At 59.3% G+C, this 17002-nt stretch carries 17 protein-coding genes; 12 read left to right on the top strand and 5 right to left on the bottom strand.

Going from position 1 to position 17002, the window contains the following annotated elements; genetic code table 11:
* Positions 1-134 precede the first annotated feature (134 nt).
* The 5 genes from glcD to yghX all read left to right on the top strand — a co-directional run bounded on the left by glcD (position 135) and on the right by yghX (position 5378).
* The gene (glcD, locus tag AC1RP7_RS15875; protein ID WP_218497694.1) at positions 135-1634 is read left to right on the top strand and encodes a glycolate oxidase subunit GlcD; all 1500 of its coding nucleotides are present in this window, start codon (positions 135-137) and stop codon (positions 1632-1634) included.
* Complete coding sequence (glcE, locus tag AC1RP7_RS15870) at positions 1634-2698, top strand: glycolate oxidase subunit GlcE (RefSeq protein WP_493182628.1); 1065 nt, start codon at positions 1634-1636, stop codon at positions 2696-2698. Before glcD ends, glcE begins: the two co-directional genes overlap by 1 nt.
* 3 nt (positions 2699-2701) lie before the next feature.
* Positions 2702-3919, top strand: a complete 1218-nt coding sequence (glcF, locus tag AC1RP7_RS15865; RefSeq protein WP_493182627.1) for a glycolate oxidase subunit GlcF — start codon at positions 2702-2704, stop codon at positions 3917-3919.
* A gap of 19 nt (positions 3920-3938) precedes the next feature.
* A complete protein-coding gene (locus tag AC1RP7_RS15860; protein ID WP_218497701.1) occupies positions 3939-4340 on the top strand; it encodes a heme-binding protein in 402 nt (133 codons plus the stop codon).
* Positions 4341-4490: 150 nt separating this feature from the next.
* The gene (gene yghX, locus AC1RP7_RS15855) at positions 4491-5378 is read left to right on the top strand and encodes a YghX family hydrolase (RefSeq protein ID WP_493182625.1); all 888 of its coding nucleotides are present in this window, start codon (positions 4491-4493) and stop codon (positions 5376-5378) included.
* Positions 5379-5518: 140 nt separating this feature from the next.
* Here the strand turns inward: yghX and AC1RP7_RS15850 are convergent, their stop codons facing one another.
* Positions 5519-6172 carry a peroxiredoxin gene (locus tag AC1RP7_RS15850; protein ID WP_056727305.1) on the bottom strand — a complete coding sequence of 218 codons (654 nt, stop codon included), beginning with the start codon at positions 6170-6172 and terminating at the stop codon, positions 5519-5521.
* Between the two features lie 123 nt (positions 6173-6295).
* Positions 6296-7234: an aldo/keto reductase gene (locus AC1RP7_RS15845; protein WP_493182623.1), complete on the bottom strand. Its 939-nt coding sequence runs from the start codon at positions 7232-7234 to the stop codon at positions 6296-6298.
* A 129-nt stretch (positions 7235-7363) separates the two neighbouring features.
* Here AC1RP7_RS15845 and AC1RP7_RS15840 point away from each other — a divergent pair, with 129 nt between their 5' ends.
* The 5 genes from AC1RP7_RS15840 to AC1RP7_RS15820 all read left to right on the top strand — a co-directional run bounded on the left by AC1RP7_RS15840 (position 7364) and on the right by AC1RP7_RS15820 (position 11426).
* Positions 7364-8152 (top strand): alpha/beta hydrolase, encoded by a 789-nt coding sequence (locus tag AC1RP7_RS15840; RefSeq protein ID WP_493182621.1) that lies wholly within the window; start codon positions 7364-7366, stop codon positions 8150-8152.
* Positions 8153-8285: 133 nt separating this feature from the next.
* Positions 8286-8915 carry a hypothetical protein gene (locus AC1RP7_RS15835; RefSeq protein WP_150814595.1) on the top strand — a complete coding sequence of 210 codons (630 nt, stop codon included), beginning with the start codon at positions 8286-8288 and terminating at the stop codon, positions 8913-8915.
* A gap of 19 nt (positions 8916-8934) precedes the next feature.
* Positions 8935-9600 carry a helix-turn-helix transcriptional regulator gene (locus AC1RP7_RS15830; RefSeq protein ID WP_429521484.1) on the top strand — a complete coding sequence of 222 codons (666 nt, stop codon included), beginning with the start codon at positions 8935-8937 and terminating at the stop codon, positions 9598-9600.
* 175 nt (positions 9601-9775) lie between these two features.
* Positions 9776-10636 carry a CAP domain-containing protein gene (locus AC1RP7_RS15825; RefSeq protein WP_150814604.1) on the top strand — a complete coding sequence of 287 codons (861 nt, stop codon included), beginning with the start codon at positions 9776-9778 and terminating at the stop codon, positions 10634-10636.
* 388 nt (positions 10637-11024) lie between these two features.
* On the top strand, positions 11025-11426 hold the full coding sequence (locus AC1RP7_RS15820) for a GFA family protein (protein WP_493182618.1): 402 nt from the start codon (positions 11025-11027) through the stop codon (positions 11424-11426).
* A 253-nt stretch (positions 11427-11679) separates the two neighbouring features.
* On the opposite strand, the gene AC1RP7_RS15815 is transcribed toward AC1RP7_RS15820, so the two are convergent.
* Both AC1RP7_RS15815 and AC1RP7_RS15810 read right to left on the bottom strand, forming a co-directional pair.
* Entirely contained in the window at positions 11680-12312 is a 633-nt protein-coding gene (locus AC1RP7_RS15815; RefSeq protein ID WP_090457930.1) for a Vgb family protein, read from the bottom strand.
* A gap of 34 nt (positions 12313-12346) precedes the next feature.
* Positions 12347-13567, bottom strand: coding sequence for a helix-turn-helix domain-containing protein (locus tag AC1RP7_RS15810; protein WP_493182616.1), 1221 nt, complete (start codon positions 13565-13567; stop codon positions 12347-12349).
* Between the two features lie 84 nt (positions 13568-13651).
* On the opposite strand from AC1RP7_RS15810, the gene AC1RP7_RS15805 reads away from it, so the two are divergent.
* Positions 13652-14410, top strand: coding sequence for a DUF899 domain-containing protein (locus tag AC1RP7_RS15805; protein WP_493182614.1), 759 nt, complete (start codon positions 13652-13654; stop codon positions 14408-14410).
* A gap of 1605 nt (positions 14411-16015) precedes the next feature.
* The gene (locus tag AC1RP7_RS15800; RefSeq protein ID WP_493182612.1) at positions 16016-16453 is read left to right on the top strand and encodes a hypothetical protein; all 438 of its coding nucleotides are present in this window, start codon (positions 16016-16018) and stop codon (positions 16451-16453) included.
* Positions 16454-16636: 183 nt separating this feature from the next.
* Here AC1RP7_RS15800 and AC1RP7_RS15795 read toward each other — a convergent pair whose 3' ends face one another.
* The gene (locus AC1RP7_RS15795; protein WP_493182610.1) at positions 16637-16831 is read right to left on the bottom strand and encodes a response regulator transcription factor; all 195 of its coding nucleotides are present in this window, start codon (positions 16829-16831) and stop codon (positions 16637-16639) included.
* Between the last annotated feature and the right edge of the window lie 171 nt (positions 16832-17002).

Below are 17002 nucleotides of genomic sequence, written 5' to 3'. Positions count from 1 at the left end.
CTCCCACATCTATGGATGGTGGTACGTCGAGCAGACAACGATCCCATGGACAGCTGAGCCTGACGGGCCAATGATTAAGACAGTGGACCGCGAATACAGACCTCACGCATCAACAAAACGAGTGTCGAGCGCCGATGAACATTCTCTACGATGAACGCGTTGACGGCGCCTTGCCCGACGTCGACAAACAGGCGCTGTTGCACGCCCTGAAAACCCGCTTGCCAGCTCTTGAGATCCTGCATCAGCGCGAGGAAACCAAGCCCTACGAATGCGACGGGCTGTCGGCCTATCGCACCACGCCGATGCTGGTGGTGCTGCCCCGATCCATCGACGAAGTCCAGGGGGTGCTGCGGGTCTGCCATGAACTGCGCGTCCCCGTCGTGGCCCGTGGCGCGGGCACCGGGTTGTCCGGCGGCGCGTTGCCCCTGGAGAAAGGCGTGCTGCTGGTGATGGCGCGCTTCAACAACATCCTGCACATCGATCCAGCCGCCCGTACCGCACGGGTTCAGCCCGGCGTACGCAATCTGGCGATTTCCCAGGCAGTGGCACCCTTCGGCCTGTATTACGCGCCGGATCCGTCGTCGCAAATCGCCTGTTCCATCGGCGGCAACGTCGCGGAAAATGCCGGTGGCGTGCACTGCTTGAAGTACGGCCTGACCGTGCACAACGTGCTCAAGGTCGACATCCTCACCGTCGATGGCGAGCACCTGAGCCTGGGCTCCAACGCCCTCGATTCCCCCGGTTTCGACCTGCTGGCGTTGTTCACCGGATCCGAAGGCCTGCTCGGGGTGATCACCGAGGTCACGGTCAAGCTGCTGCCCAAGCCGCAGACCGCCAAAGTGCTGCTGGCGGCGTTCGATTCCGTGGAAAAAGCCGGGCGCGCCGTCGGCGACATCATTGCCGCCGGCATCATCCCCGGAGGCCTGGAAATGATGGACAACCTGGCCATCCGCGCCGCCGAGGACTTCATCCACGCCGGTTATCCGGTGGATGCCCAGGCCATTCTGCTGTGCGAGCTCGATGGTGTTGAAGCCGATGTCTCAGATGACTGCGACCGGGTGCGCCAGGTACTGCAACAGGCCGGCGCCACCGAGTTACGCCAGGCCAAGGACGAAGCCGAGCGCGTGCTGTTCTGGGCCGGGCGCAAGAATGCCTTCCCGGCGGTGGGTCGCCTCTCGCCGGACTACTACTGCATGGACGGCACCATTCCCCGTCGCGAACTGCCTGGCGTACTGCACGCCATCGCCGAGCTTTCGAACGAATACGGCCTGCGGGTGGCCAACGTGTTCCATGCCGGCGACGGCAACATGCACCCGCTGATCCTGTTCGATGCCAATCAACCCGGTGAACTTGATCGAGCCGAAGCCCTGGGGGGCAAGATTCTGGAGTTGTGCGTGAAGGTCGGCGGCAGCATCACCGGTGAACACGGCGTGGGCCGCGAGAAGATCAACCAGATGTGCGCGCAGTTCAACAGCGATGAGCTGACCCTGTTCCATGCCATCAAGGCCGCCTTCGACCCCAGCGGCCTGCTCAACCCCGGCAAGAACATTCCGACCCTGCACCGCTGCGCCGAATTCGGCGCCATGCACATACATGGCGGTCAATTGCCCTTCCCCGAGCTGGAGCGCTTCTGATGCACGGCCCTGAAGATTTCGATGACAGCCAGTCGCTGCTGGAACAAGTCAATCAGGCGCTGGAAAACGCCACGCCCTTGCGCATCCAGGGTTCCAACAGCAAAGCCTTTCTCGGCCGCACCACGGCCGGGGAAATTCTCGACACCCGCTCGCACCGGGGTATCGTCAGTTACGACCCGACTGAACTGGTGATCACCGCCCGTTGCGGCACACCGTTGTCGCAACTGACTCAGGTACTGGACGCCGCGCAACAGATGCTGCCCTGCGAGCCACCGTCCTTCGGCGACAACGCCACCGTCGGCGGCATGATCGCCTGCGGGCTGTCCGGGCCACGGCGCCCGTGGTCCGGTTCGGTGCGCGATTTCGTCCTCGGCACGCGGGTCATCACAGGGCAAGGCAAGCTGTTGCGCTTCGGTGGCGAGGTGATGAAAAACGTCGCCGGCTACGACCTGTCGCGCCTGATGACCGGCAGTTACGGCAGCCTCGGGCTGATTACCGAAGTGTCCCTCAAAGTGCTGCCCAAACCCCGGCAGTGCCTCAGTATCAGCCTGGAAATGGACGCCGAACGGGCCTTGTTGCGCCTGGCGGAATGGGGCCAGCAGCCGTTGCCGATCAGCGCGGCTTGTCACGACGGTTCACGCCTGCACCTGCGGCTTGAGGGCGGTGAAGGTTCGGTATCGGCAGCCCATGAGCGCCTCGGAGGCGAACGGCTGGAGTCTTGCTGGTGGGACGATCTCAACGAACAGCGCTTGAGTTTCTTCGATGAAGACCAACCGCTTTGGCGCCTGTCACTGCCGCACAACACGCCGCTTCTGTCGTTGCCGGGGCGCCAGTTGATCGACTGGGGGGGCGCCCAGCGCTGGCTGAAATCCGATGTCGAAGCGGCGTACATCCGCCAGGTCGTCGACGAGGTCGGTGGCCATGCCACCTGCTTCAGCCACGGCCTGACCGACACTCCATTCCAGCCTCTGCCCCCGGCCCTGATGCGCTATCACCGCAACCTGAAACAACAGCTCGATCCACGGGGTATCTTCAACCCCGGACGCCTGTACGCGGAGCTTTGAACCATGCAGACGACCTTGAGTGAACGCGCCAGCCAATTGCCCCGCGCCGCAGAAGCCGAAAGCATCCTGCGCACCTGCGTGCACTGTGGGTTCTGCAATGCCACGTGCCCGACCTATCAATTGCTCGGCGATGAACTGGACGGACCACGGGGTCGCATTTACCTGATCAAGCAGGTGCTGGAAGGCAACGACGTCACGCAAAAGACCCAGCAGCACCTGGACCGCTGCCTGTCGTGCCGCAACTGCGAAACCACCTGTCCGTCGGGCGTCGACTACCACAACCTCCTGGACATCGGGCGGGCGGTGGTCGATGCGGCGGTGCCACGCCCGCTCGGTCAGCGCTTGTTGCGCGAGGGTTTGCGGCAGACTGTGCCGCATCCAGAGCTATTCAAGAGCCTGGTCAATAGCGGTCAGGTGTTCCGCGCGCTGCTGCCCGGCAACCTGCAAAGCAAGTTGCCGCGCAATGTCTACCCGGCCAAGCCGCGACCCATGACTCTGCGCGAGCGTCAGGTGCTGATGCTCGAAGGTTGCGTGCAGCCCAGTCTGTCACCCAACACCAATGCCGCGGCGGCGCGGGTGCTGGACCGCTTGGGGATCAGCGTCATCGCGAGCCGCGAAGCCGGTTGCTGCGGCGCCGTGGACTACCACCTGAACGCCCAGGTCGCCGGCCTCGATCGTGCCCGGCGCAACATCGACGCGTGGTGGCCGAGCCTGGAAAAAGGCGCCGAGGCGATTGTGCAGACCGCCAGCGGTTGCGGCGCCTTCATCAAGGATTACGGCCACCTGCTCGCCAGCGACCCGGCCTATGCCGACAAGGCAAAAAAGGTCAGTGCGCTGGCCAGGGATCTGGTGGAAGTGTTGCGCGACGAACCGCTGGAGCAACTCGGCATTCACGCCTCGCAACGTCTGGCCTTCCATTGCCCCTGCACCTTGCAGCACGGGCAGAAACTCGGCGGTGCCGTGGAAGCGCTGCTGACCGGACTCGGTTTCAACCTGACGTCCGTCCCCGACGGGCACCTGTGCTGCGGCTCGGCGGGCACCTATTCGCTGACCCAGCCCGAACTGTCGCGACAACTGCGCGACAACAAGCTCGACGCCCTGGAAAGCGGCCATCCGGAGGTCATTGTCACGGCCAACATCGGCTGCCAGTCACACCTCGACGGCGCAGGGCGAACCCCGGTGCGGCACTGGATCGAACTGGTCGAAGCCAACTTGCCTTAACCGAACCCTGGAGATGCCCATGAACCGCAAAGCTGTCCTGAGCCAGGCCGAAGTCGGCCAGATCATCAAAGCCGCCCGCGCCGAAGCACAGGCCAATCAATGGGCCGTGACCATAGTGGTGGTCGATGACGGCGGCCACCCGCTGGCCCTCGAACGCCTCGACGGCTGCGCACCTGCCAGCGTGTATATCGCTACCGAAAAGGCACGCACCTCAGCCCTCGGGCGACGCGAATCGAAAAGCTATGAGGACATGGTCAACGCCGGGCGCTACGCTTTCCTCTCGGCACCCTTGCTGACTTCGCTTGAGGGTGGCGTGCCGATTGTTTTCGATGGGCAGGTGATAGGCGCTGTCGGGGTGTCGGGCGTCAAGCCTGAACAGGATGCGCAGGTAGCGAAGGCCGGGGCGCAGAGCGTGAAATGAGGTTTTGGCATCACCACTTCCCCCTGTGGGAGCGAGCTTGCTCGCGATAGTGGCAGACCAGTCGACATCTATGTTGAATGACATTCCGCCATCGCGAGCAAGCTCGCTCCCACAGGGTCCGTGTTAAACCAGTCATGAGGAGTTGCAGCAATGACCCGTCTAACTGCCAAAGACTTTTCCCCGCAACTGCTGGAACTGTACGACTACTACGCCCACGGCAAGATCAACCGCCGGGAGTTTCTCGACCGTGCGGCGCTGTTTACCTTCGGTGGTTTGACCGCTGGAGCCCTGCTCGCCGCGCTAAGCCCCAACTATGCGCTGGCCGAGCAGGTCTCCTTCACCGATCCGGAGATTATTGCCGAGTACATCACCTACCCGTCGCCCAAGGGCCACGGCCAGGTTCGCGGTTATCTGGTGCGTCCGGCCAAAGCCACCGGCAAAGTACCAGCAGTGGTGGTCGTGCACGAAAACCGCGGGCTCAACCCGTACATCGAAGATGTGGCCCGGCGGCTGGCCAAGTCCGGCTTCATCGCCCTCGCCCCGGACGGCCTGAGTTCGGTCGGCGGCTATCCGGGCAATGACGACAAGGGCCGCGAGCTTCAGGCCAAGGTCGACCCGGAAAAGCTGATGAACGACTTTTTCGCCGCCGTCGAATGGATGATGAAACACCCTGCCGCTAAGGGAAAAGTCGGTATCACCGGGTTCTGCTATGGCGGTGGCGTGACCAACGCCGCCGCGGTGGCCTACCCGGAACTGGGGGCCGCCGTGTCGTTTTATGGCCGTCAGCCAACGGCCGAGGAAGTGCCCCGGATCAAGGCCCCGGTGATGCTGCACTACGGCGAACTGGACACGCGGATCAACGAAGGCTGGCCCGCCTATGAGCAAGCGTTGAAGGCCGGGGGCAAGACCTATGAGGCCTACATTTATCCGGGCTGCAATCATGGCTTTCACAATGATTCGACGCCGCGCTTCGACGAGGCGGCGGCCAAGCTGGCGTGGGAGCGGACGTTGGGGTGGTTTAAAAAGTATCTGGTTTGACCAGAAGTTGAGGCCGGCAGGACTGGCCTCATCGCGAGCAAGCTCGCTCCCACAGGGTTCGAGTCGAAGCACATATCTGTGAACGACTCAGGAACCTGTGGGAGCGAGCTTGCTCGCGATGGCGGTATGACTGTTGGTGACTACTTCGGCTGAGCCACGGTCCGCAGATACGGCTTCAGGGTCTTGAAGCCATCCGGGTATTTCTTCTTCGCGTCTTCATCGGACACCGAGGTCGGGATGATGACGTCTTCACCCGGCCGCCAGTTCACTGGCGTGGCGACGGTGTGTTTGGCATTGAGTTGCAGGGAATCAAGCAGACGCAACACTTCATCGAAATTGCGCCCTGCGCTCATTGGGTAGATCAGCATGGCCTTGACCTTCTTGTCCGGGCCGACGATGAACACCGAACGCACCGTGGCGTTGTCCACTGCCGTGCGCGCGCCGCCGCTGGCATTGGGGTGGATCATGTCGTAGAGCTTGGCCACCACCAGATTTTCGTCGCCGATCAGCGGGTAGTTCACCGCCGTGCCCTGGGTCTCGGCGATGTCACCGACCCAACGGTTGTGGTCACTGACAGGGTCGACGCTGAGGCCCAGGACCTTGGTGTTGCGCTTGTCGAATTCCGGTTTGAGTTTGGCCAGGTAACCCAGTTCGGTGGTGCACACCGGGGTGAAATCCTTGGGATGGGAAAACAGGATGGCCCAGCCGTCGCCGATCCATTGGTGAAAATTGAGGGTGCCTTCGGTGGTGTCGGCGGTGAAATCCGGTGCTTCGTCGCCAATGCGGATAGCCATGTTCGATCTCCTTGCAGTGATGGACAGGGACGCCGTCAGGGCAGCGAATGCACTTCCCGCGGCATGGACGCGACTCAGTATAGGAGAGGTTCGGCGACTCGCCGCAACGGGTTGAACACGTCGCTAGCCCACCAGCGCAATCAGTTGCTGACGCTGGGCATCGGTGAGCATCGGGCCGAAACCGGCCCGGACATTTTCCGCCATGTAGCGCGGGTTGCCGGTGCCGGGAATCACGCAGGTCACCGCCGAATGTGACAGCAGGTACTTCAGTGCCAGTTGCGGCCAGCTCTTGACCCCGACTTGCGCCGCCCAGCCTGGCAGCGGCTTATCCTTGAGTTTGGCCAGCAAGCCGCCACCGCCAAACGGCCGGTTGCAGATCACCGCCACTCCCCGCTCGCGGCACAACGGCAGCAAGCGTTTCTCTACGCCGCGATCATCCAGGGCGTAGTTGATCTGCAAGAAATCCACTGGCTCGGCCTTGAGTACCGCTTCCACTTCTTCATAGGCCGACGCCGTGTAATGGGTGATGCCGATGTAGCGGATGCGCCCAGCTTCCTTCCAGTGGCGCAGGGTCGGCAGGTGCGTCCGCCAGTCCAGCAGGTTGTGGATCTGCATCAGGTCGATCCGGTCGGTCTGCAGCAGGGCGAAGGATTGTTCCATCTGCGCGATGCCTTCTTCGCGGCCCCGGGTCCACACCTTGGTGGCCAGGAAGGCCGGCGAGCGCGGCTCATGGATCGACAGCAGGTCGCCGGTGGTCTGTTCGGCGCGACCGTACATCGGCGAACTGTCGATCAGCTTGCCACCCTTGTCGAACAACGCGTCCAGCACTGCGGGCAAGTCCTTGTAGGCCGAAGGCTCGACATCGAAGCCTCGGTAAGTGCCCAACCCTACGATCGGCAAGGACTCGTTGCTGGAAGGAATGGCGCGGGTCTGCATGGTCTTGCCTCCTGTTCCCGTCGACGGCACGGGTTGTGCCCCCGCCTGACCGAACGTGAAGACCGCCGAAGCACCGGCAGCCAGCGTGAGTATTGCTCTACGGGTGTACCCCACAGAATGGCTCATAAAACGCTTCTCACCAGTCGCCAGGGTCCGGCCTGTTGCGCCGACAATACGGATAACCCTCGCAAAGGATCGATTGACTACACTCAGAAAGCCTTGTGACGCCAGCCATTTTCAAACCCCGAGCAGTCAATGCCGCCCACTAACGTTAGTCGAATGTCGCGCACCCTGTTGTTACTCGTCGTCATCGTCGCTGCGTTGTACCTGGCGCTGTGCGTGGCGCTGTTCGTTTTCCAGCGAGCGCTGATTTACTACCCGCAACCGCGCGCCGTCGGGACTGCCGCGACGCTGCTCACCCTGCCGACTGCCGACGCACAGGTGCTGGTGTCCATCCGACCGCACGAGGGTCCCAACGCGCTGATTTATTTTGGCGGCAATGCCGAAGACGTCTCGCGCAACCTGCCCGGGTTCTCCCAAGCATTCCCTAACTACGCCCTGTATCTGCTGCATTACCGGGGTTATGGCGGGAGTTCCGGCTCGCCTTCCGAAGAGGCCATTGCCCGCGATGCCATCACCTTGTTCGACCAGGTACATGCCAGCCATCCGCATGTGGCAGTGGTCGGACGCAGCCTGGGTTCCGGGGTGGCCGTGCGCCTGGCCAGCGAGCGCCCGGCGGCGCGACTGGTGCTGATCACGCCCTACAACAGCCTCGAAGGGCTCGCCGCCCGTCAGTTCCGCTGGTTTCCGGTGCGCTGGTTGTTGAAGGACAAGTTTCAGTCCTGGCGGTACGCCGCCCGCATCACCGTGCCGACATTGTTGATCGCGGCCGAGCATGACGAGGTGATTGCGCGCTCAAGCACCGAGCGCCTGTTGAGTCACTTCACCCGTGGTGTGGCGTCATTGCAGGTCATTGCGGGGACGGGCCATAACTCGATCAGTGACAGCCCCGACTACCTCAAACGTCTGCGTGAAGGGTTGTAAAACCTGAGTGCAACGTGCCTTTCCCATGACGAAATACGACCGTTAATCCGAGAGCTCACCCACGCCCAATAAAAACATATTTTTATGCCTATATTGATATTGTCGAACATTCCCACTCTCAGAGGGTGCCGTCATGAATATCAAGATCCTGGCTTTGCTCCTGCTGGCTTTCTGTGCGCAACCGGTCTGGAGCCAGACGCCTGCCGCCTCACCTGCCGCTGCCGACAGCCCCGCGCTGACCACGCGCCTGGCCCTTCGCGACCTTTGGGTCGAACACATTTTCTGGATCAGAAACTACGCGCTGGCCAATCAATCCGCCGACCAGAAGCAAGCCAAAGTGGCGGCGGACCAGGTGGTCGACAACGCCACCAAAATCGCCAACAGCATCGCCCCGCTCTACGGCCAACCGGCAGCCGATCAGTTGCTCAAGCTGCTTGCCGGTCATTGGGGCGCGGTGAAACACTACAGCGATGCCACCGTCGCGAAAGACGCGAAAGGCAAGCAGGCTGCCGTCACCGAGTTGACCGGCAATGCCAAGGCGATTGCGGCTTTCCTGGCCACCGCCAACCCCAATCTGCCTGAAGCCACGCTGGTCAACATGTTGTCGGCCCATGGCGGTCACCACGTCGCCCAGATCGATGAATTCTCGGCACACGATTACACCGGCGAAGCCCGCACCTGGGCGATGATGCGCACGCACATCCTGGCCCTGGCCGACGCCTTGACCGGCGCGCTGGTCAAGCAATTCCCGGACAAGTTCTGATATCGCGCGAGGGCACACCATGCTGGAAGGACTGGGCCGAACACAGCAGGACCTGCTCAACGCACTGCTGCACCATGGGGGCGGCATGAGCATTGACGAGTTGGCTGAGCACCTGGCAGTCACGCGCACGGCGATCCGCCAACACCTGGCGGCGCTGGAGCGTGACGCTCTGGTGCTGCGCGGCGACACCCGGCCGACGGGCCGTCGCCCCGAGCAGTTGTATCAGCTCACCGACCACGCGCGGGAGCAGTTCCCTCGCCATTATCAGCTACTGGCCAGCGTATTGATTGATGAAGTCGCTGCCATCATCGGCCCTGAAGCCCTGGCCTCGCTGATGCGCAGCATGGGCCGCAAGCTGGCTTCGGACCGTGAACAGCAAGTCGTGGATGAAGCCAGGATCGTGCAGCACATGAACCAGGCGGGCTACGAAGCCGAGGTGTTTTTTCGCTCAGGCGGCACCCCGGAAATCGTCGCGCATAACTGCGTGTTCCATCGCCTGGCCGCTGCCCACCCGGTGGTCTGCGAACTGGACCTGGCCTTGATTGGCGCGTTGGGCGGCGGTGAAGTCGAGCACAGCGAGTGCATGGTGCGCGGCGGGCATGTCTGTCGCTTCAGGCTGCGTCCGAGCGAAACCCCGGACGTCGCGACAGAGCCTGCTTCAGGCAATACCGATCAGCCAGCCTAGCGCTGGCGTGACAACCGTTGCTGCCGGTTGCCGACGACCTGACACCCTTCGTCGGACTCATGGCTTCGCCCGCAAATAGACAGGTGCCCGCCGTGAACCTTGTTTCAAGGCACCAGTCATAGCCCAGCGTTTTTCCCCACTTTCTTCGTTGTCATCTCATCAGAGTTGTCCGTCCATGCGCCAAACTGTCGTTGCCTTGCGCTTTTCTTCGCTGTGCCTGTTTTCTCTGCTCCCTGTTTTTGCAAGCCCCGCCCACGCCGATGGGCAACGGCAACTGGTAGACGCCATCAATGACTATCGCGCCCATCCGCAACGCTGCGACCGGCGGCCGACGCAACGCTTATCACCCCTGACGCTCAAGTCGAACCTGGCCCTGCCCGTTGGCTATGGCGGTGGGTTGCGGGACCGGTTAAAGGCTTCCGGCTATCAGGCCACCATGGTGCGGTCCATCCGCGTGGTGGGTGCACGGGATGCCGAAGAAGCCTTCGATATGTTCCAGGACGAGCACTGCGCGGCACTGCTCGACAATCAATACGCCGACATCGGCGTCAGCCGCGCCGGAAGTGAGTGGCAAGTGGTGCTGGCACGGCCGGTGCTCGACGGGAAAACCGGCGATCCACGCAGCGCCGCTCAGGCGTTGCTGGCGCAGGTAAACGCAGCCCGGGCTAAACCGCGACTGTGTGGTCGCCAGCGTTTCGCCGCCGCACGGCCGCTGTCCTGGAGTGCAGCCTTGGGCTCCGCAGCACAAAGCCACAGCAAGGATATGGCCTACGGCAACTATTTCGCCCACCAGGACGCCGACGGTGACATGCCCTCCGACCGCGCCAGGGCCGCTGGCTACCGTGGCCGGCAGATCGGTGAAAACATCGCCGCCGGGCAAGGTTCACCCAGCAAGGCCATGGCCGGCTGGCTCGCCAGCCCCGGGCACTGCGCCAACCTGATGAACCCGATGTTCACCCAGGTCGGTGCCGCTTACGCCGCCAACGCGCGCAGCGACAACGGTGTTTACTGGACGATGCTGTTTGGCGCGCCTTGAGCCGCTGACCGGACCCACCTTGCGGGCATTAAAAAGCCCGCACTGAGCGGGCTTTGTGGGTGAATGTAACAAGTAGGTGGCCGGTGCTGGTCTCCGGCTTACAAGGTTTATCAGGCCTCCCACAAAAGAGTCGTGAAACTGTAATGGAACTCTTCTGCTTCACACGGCATAAGGGCTGGATCCCAGCGCGGGGATCTTTCTAACCGTGTACCCTTCGGAACGCGCCCCACGTCTCCTTGCTATCCTTTTGCGCATCAGTCTGCGTCTTCACCTACAGTTTTGAGGATAGCAAAACAGACACATTTGCCAACCGGGCTTTTAGACCGATTTCGACCAGCAGAAAACATGGCAGGACGGAAAAATACTATCGATCCACGGATGACTTTACATGGATGAGTTTCACCACGGCAGTTGCCTCTGCGGCGCCGTCAAATATCGCTTGTCGACCAAGCTGAAAGCCGTCACCCATTGCCATTGCAGCCAATGCCGAAAGGGCCATGGGGCTGCATTTGCAACCTATGCCAGCGCACCCGCCTCGGCGCTTGGCATCATGACCGGTGCAGATTCGCTGAAGGCGTATGAATCGTCCAGGGGTGTCACACGGCAGTTCTGTTCTCACTGCGGATCTTCACTGTTCTGGACTGACTCGACCGGAGCGTTTTCCGAGTGGATTTCGATTGCCCTCGGTACGCTGGATACGCCGTTCCGACCAAACAAGCAAAAACATGTTTTTGTCAGCTCGAAAGCGGATTGGTACGACATCAACGATCAGCATCCACGAACGGACTGAGTGACTGGAGCGAGCTTGCTCGCGATGAGGTCAGCACATTCAACATTGATATCGACTGACCCACCGCTATCGCGAGCAAGCTCGCTCCCACAGTGATTTCGGTTGCTCGCAGATTTTGCGTACATCCACTAACCCTGTGGGAGCGAGCTTGCTCGCGATGGCGTCAAATCAGTCAACATTGATGTTGCCTGGCACTCTGCATTCGCGAGCAGGCTCGCCCCCACACAGGTTGCACTTGGTAACCCGGCCACACTCATGCAGGCCGGCGCACCACTCTCACCTTGCCGCTATCGCCGCCACCGCAGAACAACCGCTCGCCACCATCGGACTCCAGCCCCGACACGCCCACGCCTTCGGGCATTTTCAGGCTCTGCAGCACTTCGCCCGTTTGCGGATCGATCCGGCGCAGTTCGCTTTCATCGCCTTCCCACGTACCGTGCCACAGCGCGCCGTCCACCCAGGTCACGCCGGTGACGAAACGGTTGGATTCGATGGTGCGCAGGATCTTGCCGTTCTCGGGGTCGATCTGGTGAATCTTGCGTTCGCGGTACTGGCCCACCCACAACGTCCCTTCGGCCCAGGTCAGCCCCGAATCGGCGCCTGCACCGGGAGCAGGAATCGTCGAGAGGATGCGACCGGTGCGGGGGTCGATCTTGTGGATGCGGTCTTCGGCGATCTGGAACAGGTGCTCCCCGTCAAACGCGGTGCCGGCATGGGCAGCGACATCGATCGAGCTCAGCAACTTGCCGCTTTCCGGGTCCAGGGCGTTGATTTTGCTGTTGCATGCGAACCAGACCTTTTCGCCGTCCCAGGTGACGCCGCACACGTGGTCGACATCGGCAAACGGGCCATATTCACGAATGATTTCAGCAGTTGCGTGTTTCATCTGGCATTCCTCGATGGGGTTGGTGCCGTTCATCCTAGCCACCGGGCAGCGGTGCCGGGAGTAACAAGGTCGTCGCGAATCCCGGCACGGGCGGCGTCATCCAGCGCCGCGCGCGACCACGGCCAAACCACTGCACCTTGCCCTGCTCCGTCAGCTTATCGAGCGCCCGTTGCACCGTGCGCTGGCTGGTACCCAGCGCCAGTGCCAGGGCGGAACTGGACCACGACTCGCCATCGGCGAGGCAGGCAAACACCGCGGCAAATTTTTCCTCGACCGGTTGCGCCAGCGTCACCACCTGCGTACACACCGGCGATTGCAGGGCATAACCGCGCGCTGTCGCGATGACGCCGGCCAACGGCCTGAGTGCTTTACGCAGCCTGCCGATTTCCACACGAAGCCGGGCGCGATGGGATTCATCCGAAAGCTTCAGACGGAACGCCCGGGCGATCAACACTTCCCGCTCAACGTCGGCAGGCCACGCCTCGGCCAACACACGGGCGAGCACGAACAGGATCGGCCGCGTCGCGAGCGACACCGACATGCCACAACCGCGCACAACGTACCGGCAGGCATCCACCACCAGTGACGTTGAACAGAACAACGCTTCAACATCATCGAGCAACAGCGGCCGTACTTCACCCTGGGCAATCAGGCGTGCCGCGGGGGCATCGAGCAGAAACACAGCGTGTTGGACCTCAGCCATCAGGGCGGCAATCCCGGCTTGACCGGCAGCCTGCCCGGCCCTGTTCAACGCCTCCCGCGCCGCGTGCGATTGCAGGCGCCGAATGGCAATCCCCGCCAGCACCAGTTCATGGGTTGCCCGCAAGGCCGGTGGCAATGGGCCGGGGTCGAGTCCGGCCAGCAACTGCTGTGCCTCATCGAGCTGACCGATCAGCAGCAGACGGCGGATTTGCAGATAACGCGCATGGGCGGCATTGACCCGGTCACCGTGGTGTTCAAGGGTGACCCGCGCCGTTTCGAGCGCCTTGACCGGCCACCCGAGCTCCCGCGAAGCCAGGGCGATTTCGGCCTCAGCCACCACACAGCGCGCCCGGGCCAGCACTTCCTTGGGCGCAAAGGCCCGTTGCGCCCGCTTGACCAGCGCCCTGGCCCGCACCAGATCGCCCAGTTGCGCCATGGCGATACCGCGCAGGGCCAGGGCCGGCGCATCGTCGCGCAAGGCCACGCGGTCCAGTGCGCCCAGCGGATTGCCCGCCGCCAGCGCCTGTGCAGCTGCCGTGATCATCGAGTCCATCGAAATCCCGCCACGCTTGTCACTCCCATCATTCGATACCCGGGTTTAGTCTAAATCACGACCTTTCACCAGGAGCGTACAACGATGAACACCCACAAAACCGCGACCCGGGAACAGTGGCTGGCGGCACGTTTGCAACTGCTTGAAGCGGAAAAGGCGCTGACCCGACGCAGCGATGATGTGGCCAGGCAACGCCAGGCATTGCCATGGTTTCGCCTCGACAAGATGTACCGCTTCAATACCGACAACGGCAGCGCCACTCTGGCCGAACTCTTTCAAGGGCGCTCGCAACTGCTGGTCTACCACTTCATGTTCGGCCCCGACTACACGGCCGGCTGCCCTTCCTGCTCAGCCATCGCCGATGGCTTCGACCCCGTCGTCGTCCACCTGGCGAACCACGACGTGACCCTGATGGCGATATCCCGCGCACCCTTGGAGAAACTGCAGGCCTACAAGCGCCGAATGGGCTGGACCTTCCCCTGGGCCTCGACCGCCGATAGCGACTTCACCGCCGACTTCAATGTCTACTTCACCGAAGCGCAGCAGTGCGAAGGCTTGATCGAATACAACTACCAGCGTGGCGGCCATGCCATGGACGCCAGCCAGATCCCGGAACCGGTGAAACAGTTCGCCGCGACCTGTGGCACCGATGCGCCGACCTATACCCGCGACCGGCCGGGGTTGAGTACGTTTGTGCTGGAGGACGGCGAGATTTATCACACCTACTCCACCTACGCGCGGGGCCTGGACGGATTGTGGAGCATGTACCAATGGCTCGACCGCGCGCCCAAGGGACGCAATGAAACGGGGCCTTGGTGGCGTCGGCATGATGAGTACAGGTGAGCGCCCGCGGTGTCGCTGACCGCCGATGAAAACGTCCGCCAGTTTGTCCATTAGCACGAGCTTGGTCTGTGAGATCCAGCGCCGGGTCGCCCATTCCTGCCATTCCTCGGCACGGTTAAGCGTGTATCGCGGCACGAAGTCGCCGAGGAAGCGGCCGAGGTTGTGCAGCGTCACTTCATGGTCGGCGTTAGCTATTTGCACTAGTAAACCCTTCAGGGCCACTACTATCGGCATGGTTTTCTGACTTATACACGAGCGCTTTTTTACATGTAACAATTTGAAATAATAACCAAACTTTGGTTTCCAGGTTGCGGACCAATGCAAATTGAATATAAGCAATGAGGAGCTCGCGCATTTGCCAGCTTGGAAAGTTGAATCAGGAACGCTTTCCGTAGGAATTATCTTAATTGAAAAATGGAAAAATTACTTAAGCTGTAAGACGAAGCCTACCTGACAAACGCCCTACGCGAGTTCAAAGGATTTCACACAACGCTTTCCTTACATAGACGAACTCAAATCAACCTCGAACAAATACGTACCCCCTACACATGCAGGATGGTATTTCGCCTCTTTCATGACAGTATAAATAGACCCTTGAGTTCATATTGCTAGGTACTACTGCGTAGAGCAGAAGATTCAAAGCAGAACATAAAGCTCCATCTTTAACAATACGACACCTAATAGTAGGTACTGTATTTTTACAACTGGAATTCAAATCCACCTCGGATAATGTGCTTTGGACATAGATGATATCGTGAAAATGACTCTTTCACTCGGAATTGCTTTATTCATTTCGCTCACGGCAAAGGGTTGCGCATCATTTATAAATGCAAAACTCGGCCGCAACATCATCCAGCGCAAGCACATACAGTCCGTAATTTTACCAACTATCATTTCAGCCGTAGTTTATTTTGTTCCAAGATTGATGATTCTTCTTGGTTTCCATGAACAATAACAACTCATCCTCGGCATACAGCAAGTACGGCAAGCGGGTTGTCACACTAGTGACAATGCGATGTTTTCGAGGCCAGTACAGAAACATCATCACAGCAAATGAAAATCATCGCCGATGTCGATTCTGCTTTACTTGCAAACGCAAAAAAATGCATCTTGCAAAGTTATCACTTGCAAGTAAAACGGCCTCATTGACACAGGCGATACCATGTTAATAATTACTTCGCTCGCAATGGCTTTATTCTTAGGACTCGCGACAAAGGGCTGCGCATTACTTATAAATGCAAAATTCGGCGACAACATTCGAAGCGAACACCTCCACATATTCGCCACACCAATTATCGTCTCCATTATAATTTACTCCGCTCCAAAATTGACGGTTTTTATAGGCTATCAACCTTGATAACTAATTTCTAACGTACAACAATACAGTGAGCGGAGTGAGTTCGCAGCCATGGCGGGAGAAGAGATTTATAACACATGGCAACCAAGCGCCTTTCCAAGTGGCTTTCAGGAACCTTCTTTCCCCCTCAAACGCAATCTGGCTCTGATAGTTAAACAACCCAGGATCTATTGGACGTACCTTAGCTCAGTACGAATACGCCGGACAGAACTCAAACCATAATAAAACATGATAGAGAGATGAAGTACATGAACAGGGATACTTTGAAAAGACTTAAGCTAAGAGACCAAATATCAGCAGACCCTCTTAAATTCTTTTCATTAATTGAAAAATCTGTATTAGCTTACATACTGATAGGTTTGGTTTTTATTGTTATGAATAAAATAGGCCTAATAGAAGCAAACTTGAGCATCAACATTGCATGCGGAACCATAGGCTATTTAGTCATAGCAACCAAACAAATCTATCATGACGAAGCCCTTTCCGAACTAACAAACCATGCCAATGTAAATCCAGACAAACTGAAGAGCACAATGCTCGCCATCGATTATTCAGAAAAAAAGACGGCGCTTACTACCCCAAGAAAAAAACGCTTAGTATTTTTTACTTCTGTAAATCCGAGATCATCACTTACAAATCCAACAATGAAGCGACTATCTTTACGGGACCACACAACAAGCTACTAAAGCTTTCAAATATAATCGCATGAGATGCATACAACTGAGCACTCTATACAAGACACGACACAAGCCACACCTACTAATTACGTTACCCTGCCAACGACCAAACGACGGCACTGCATCTATAGCTGTGACCATAGGTGCAGCACCGCTGCACAAGTAAAAACAGTAACCCCCTGAGAGTCAAAGCTATTGTTCATCTTTCATCTCTGCGGCTATTAGCGCGAGCTCAACACGACTTGCTATATTAAATTTTTTAAATGCTGAAGATATGTGATCCCTGACAGTGTAGTTACTGATCCCCAACTGCTGGCCGATTTGCTTATTAGTCAGACCATTGACCAATAATCGCATCACATCACGCTCCCTTCTTGTTATTTTCATTTATTGCTCCGTACAAACTCATTCAAATCGCGCCTTGCAACTTCAAAATTCAAGAACAGGTGCACTGCTCCTGCTATTGCTTTGAAGCCAAATAGCTACGAACGAGACGAACGGAAGAATTAAAAATTTACCGTGACTTTGTAACCGTTTGCGAAACCAATTATTATTCAA

This window comes from Pseudomonas sp. GW822-FHT01E03 (genome assembly GCF_058802985.1).
This window is presented reverse-complemented; position numbering and strand designations above follow the sequence as displayed.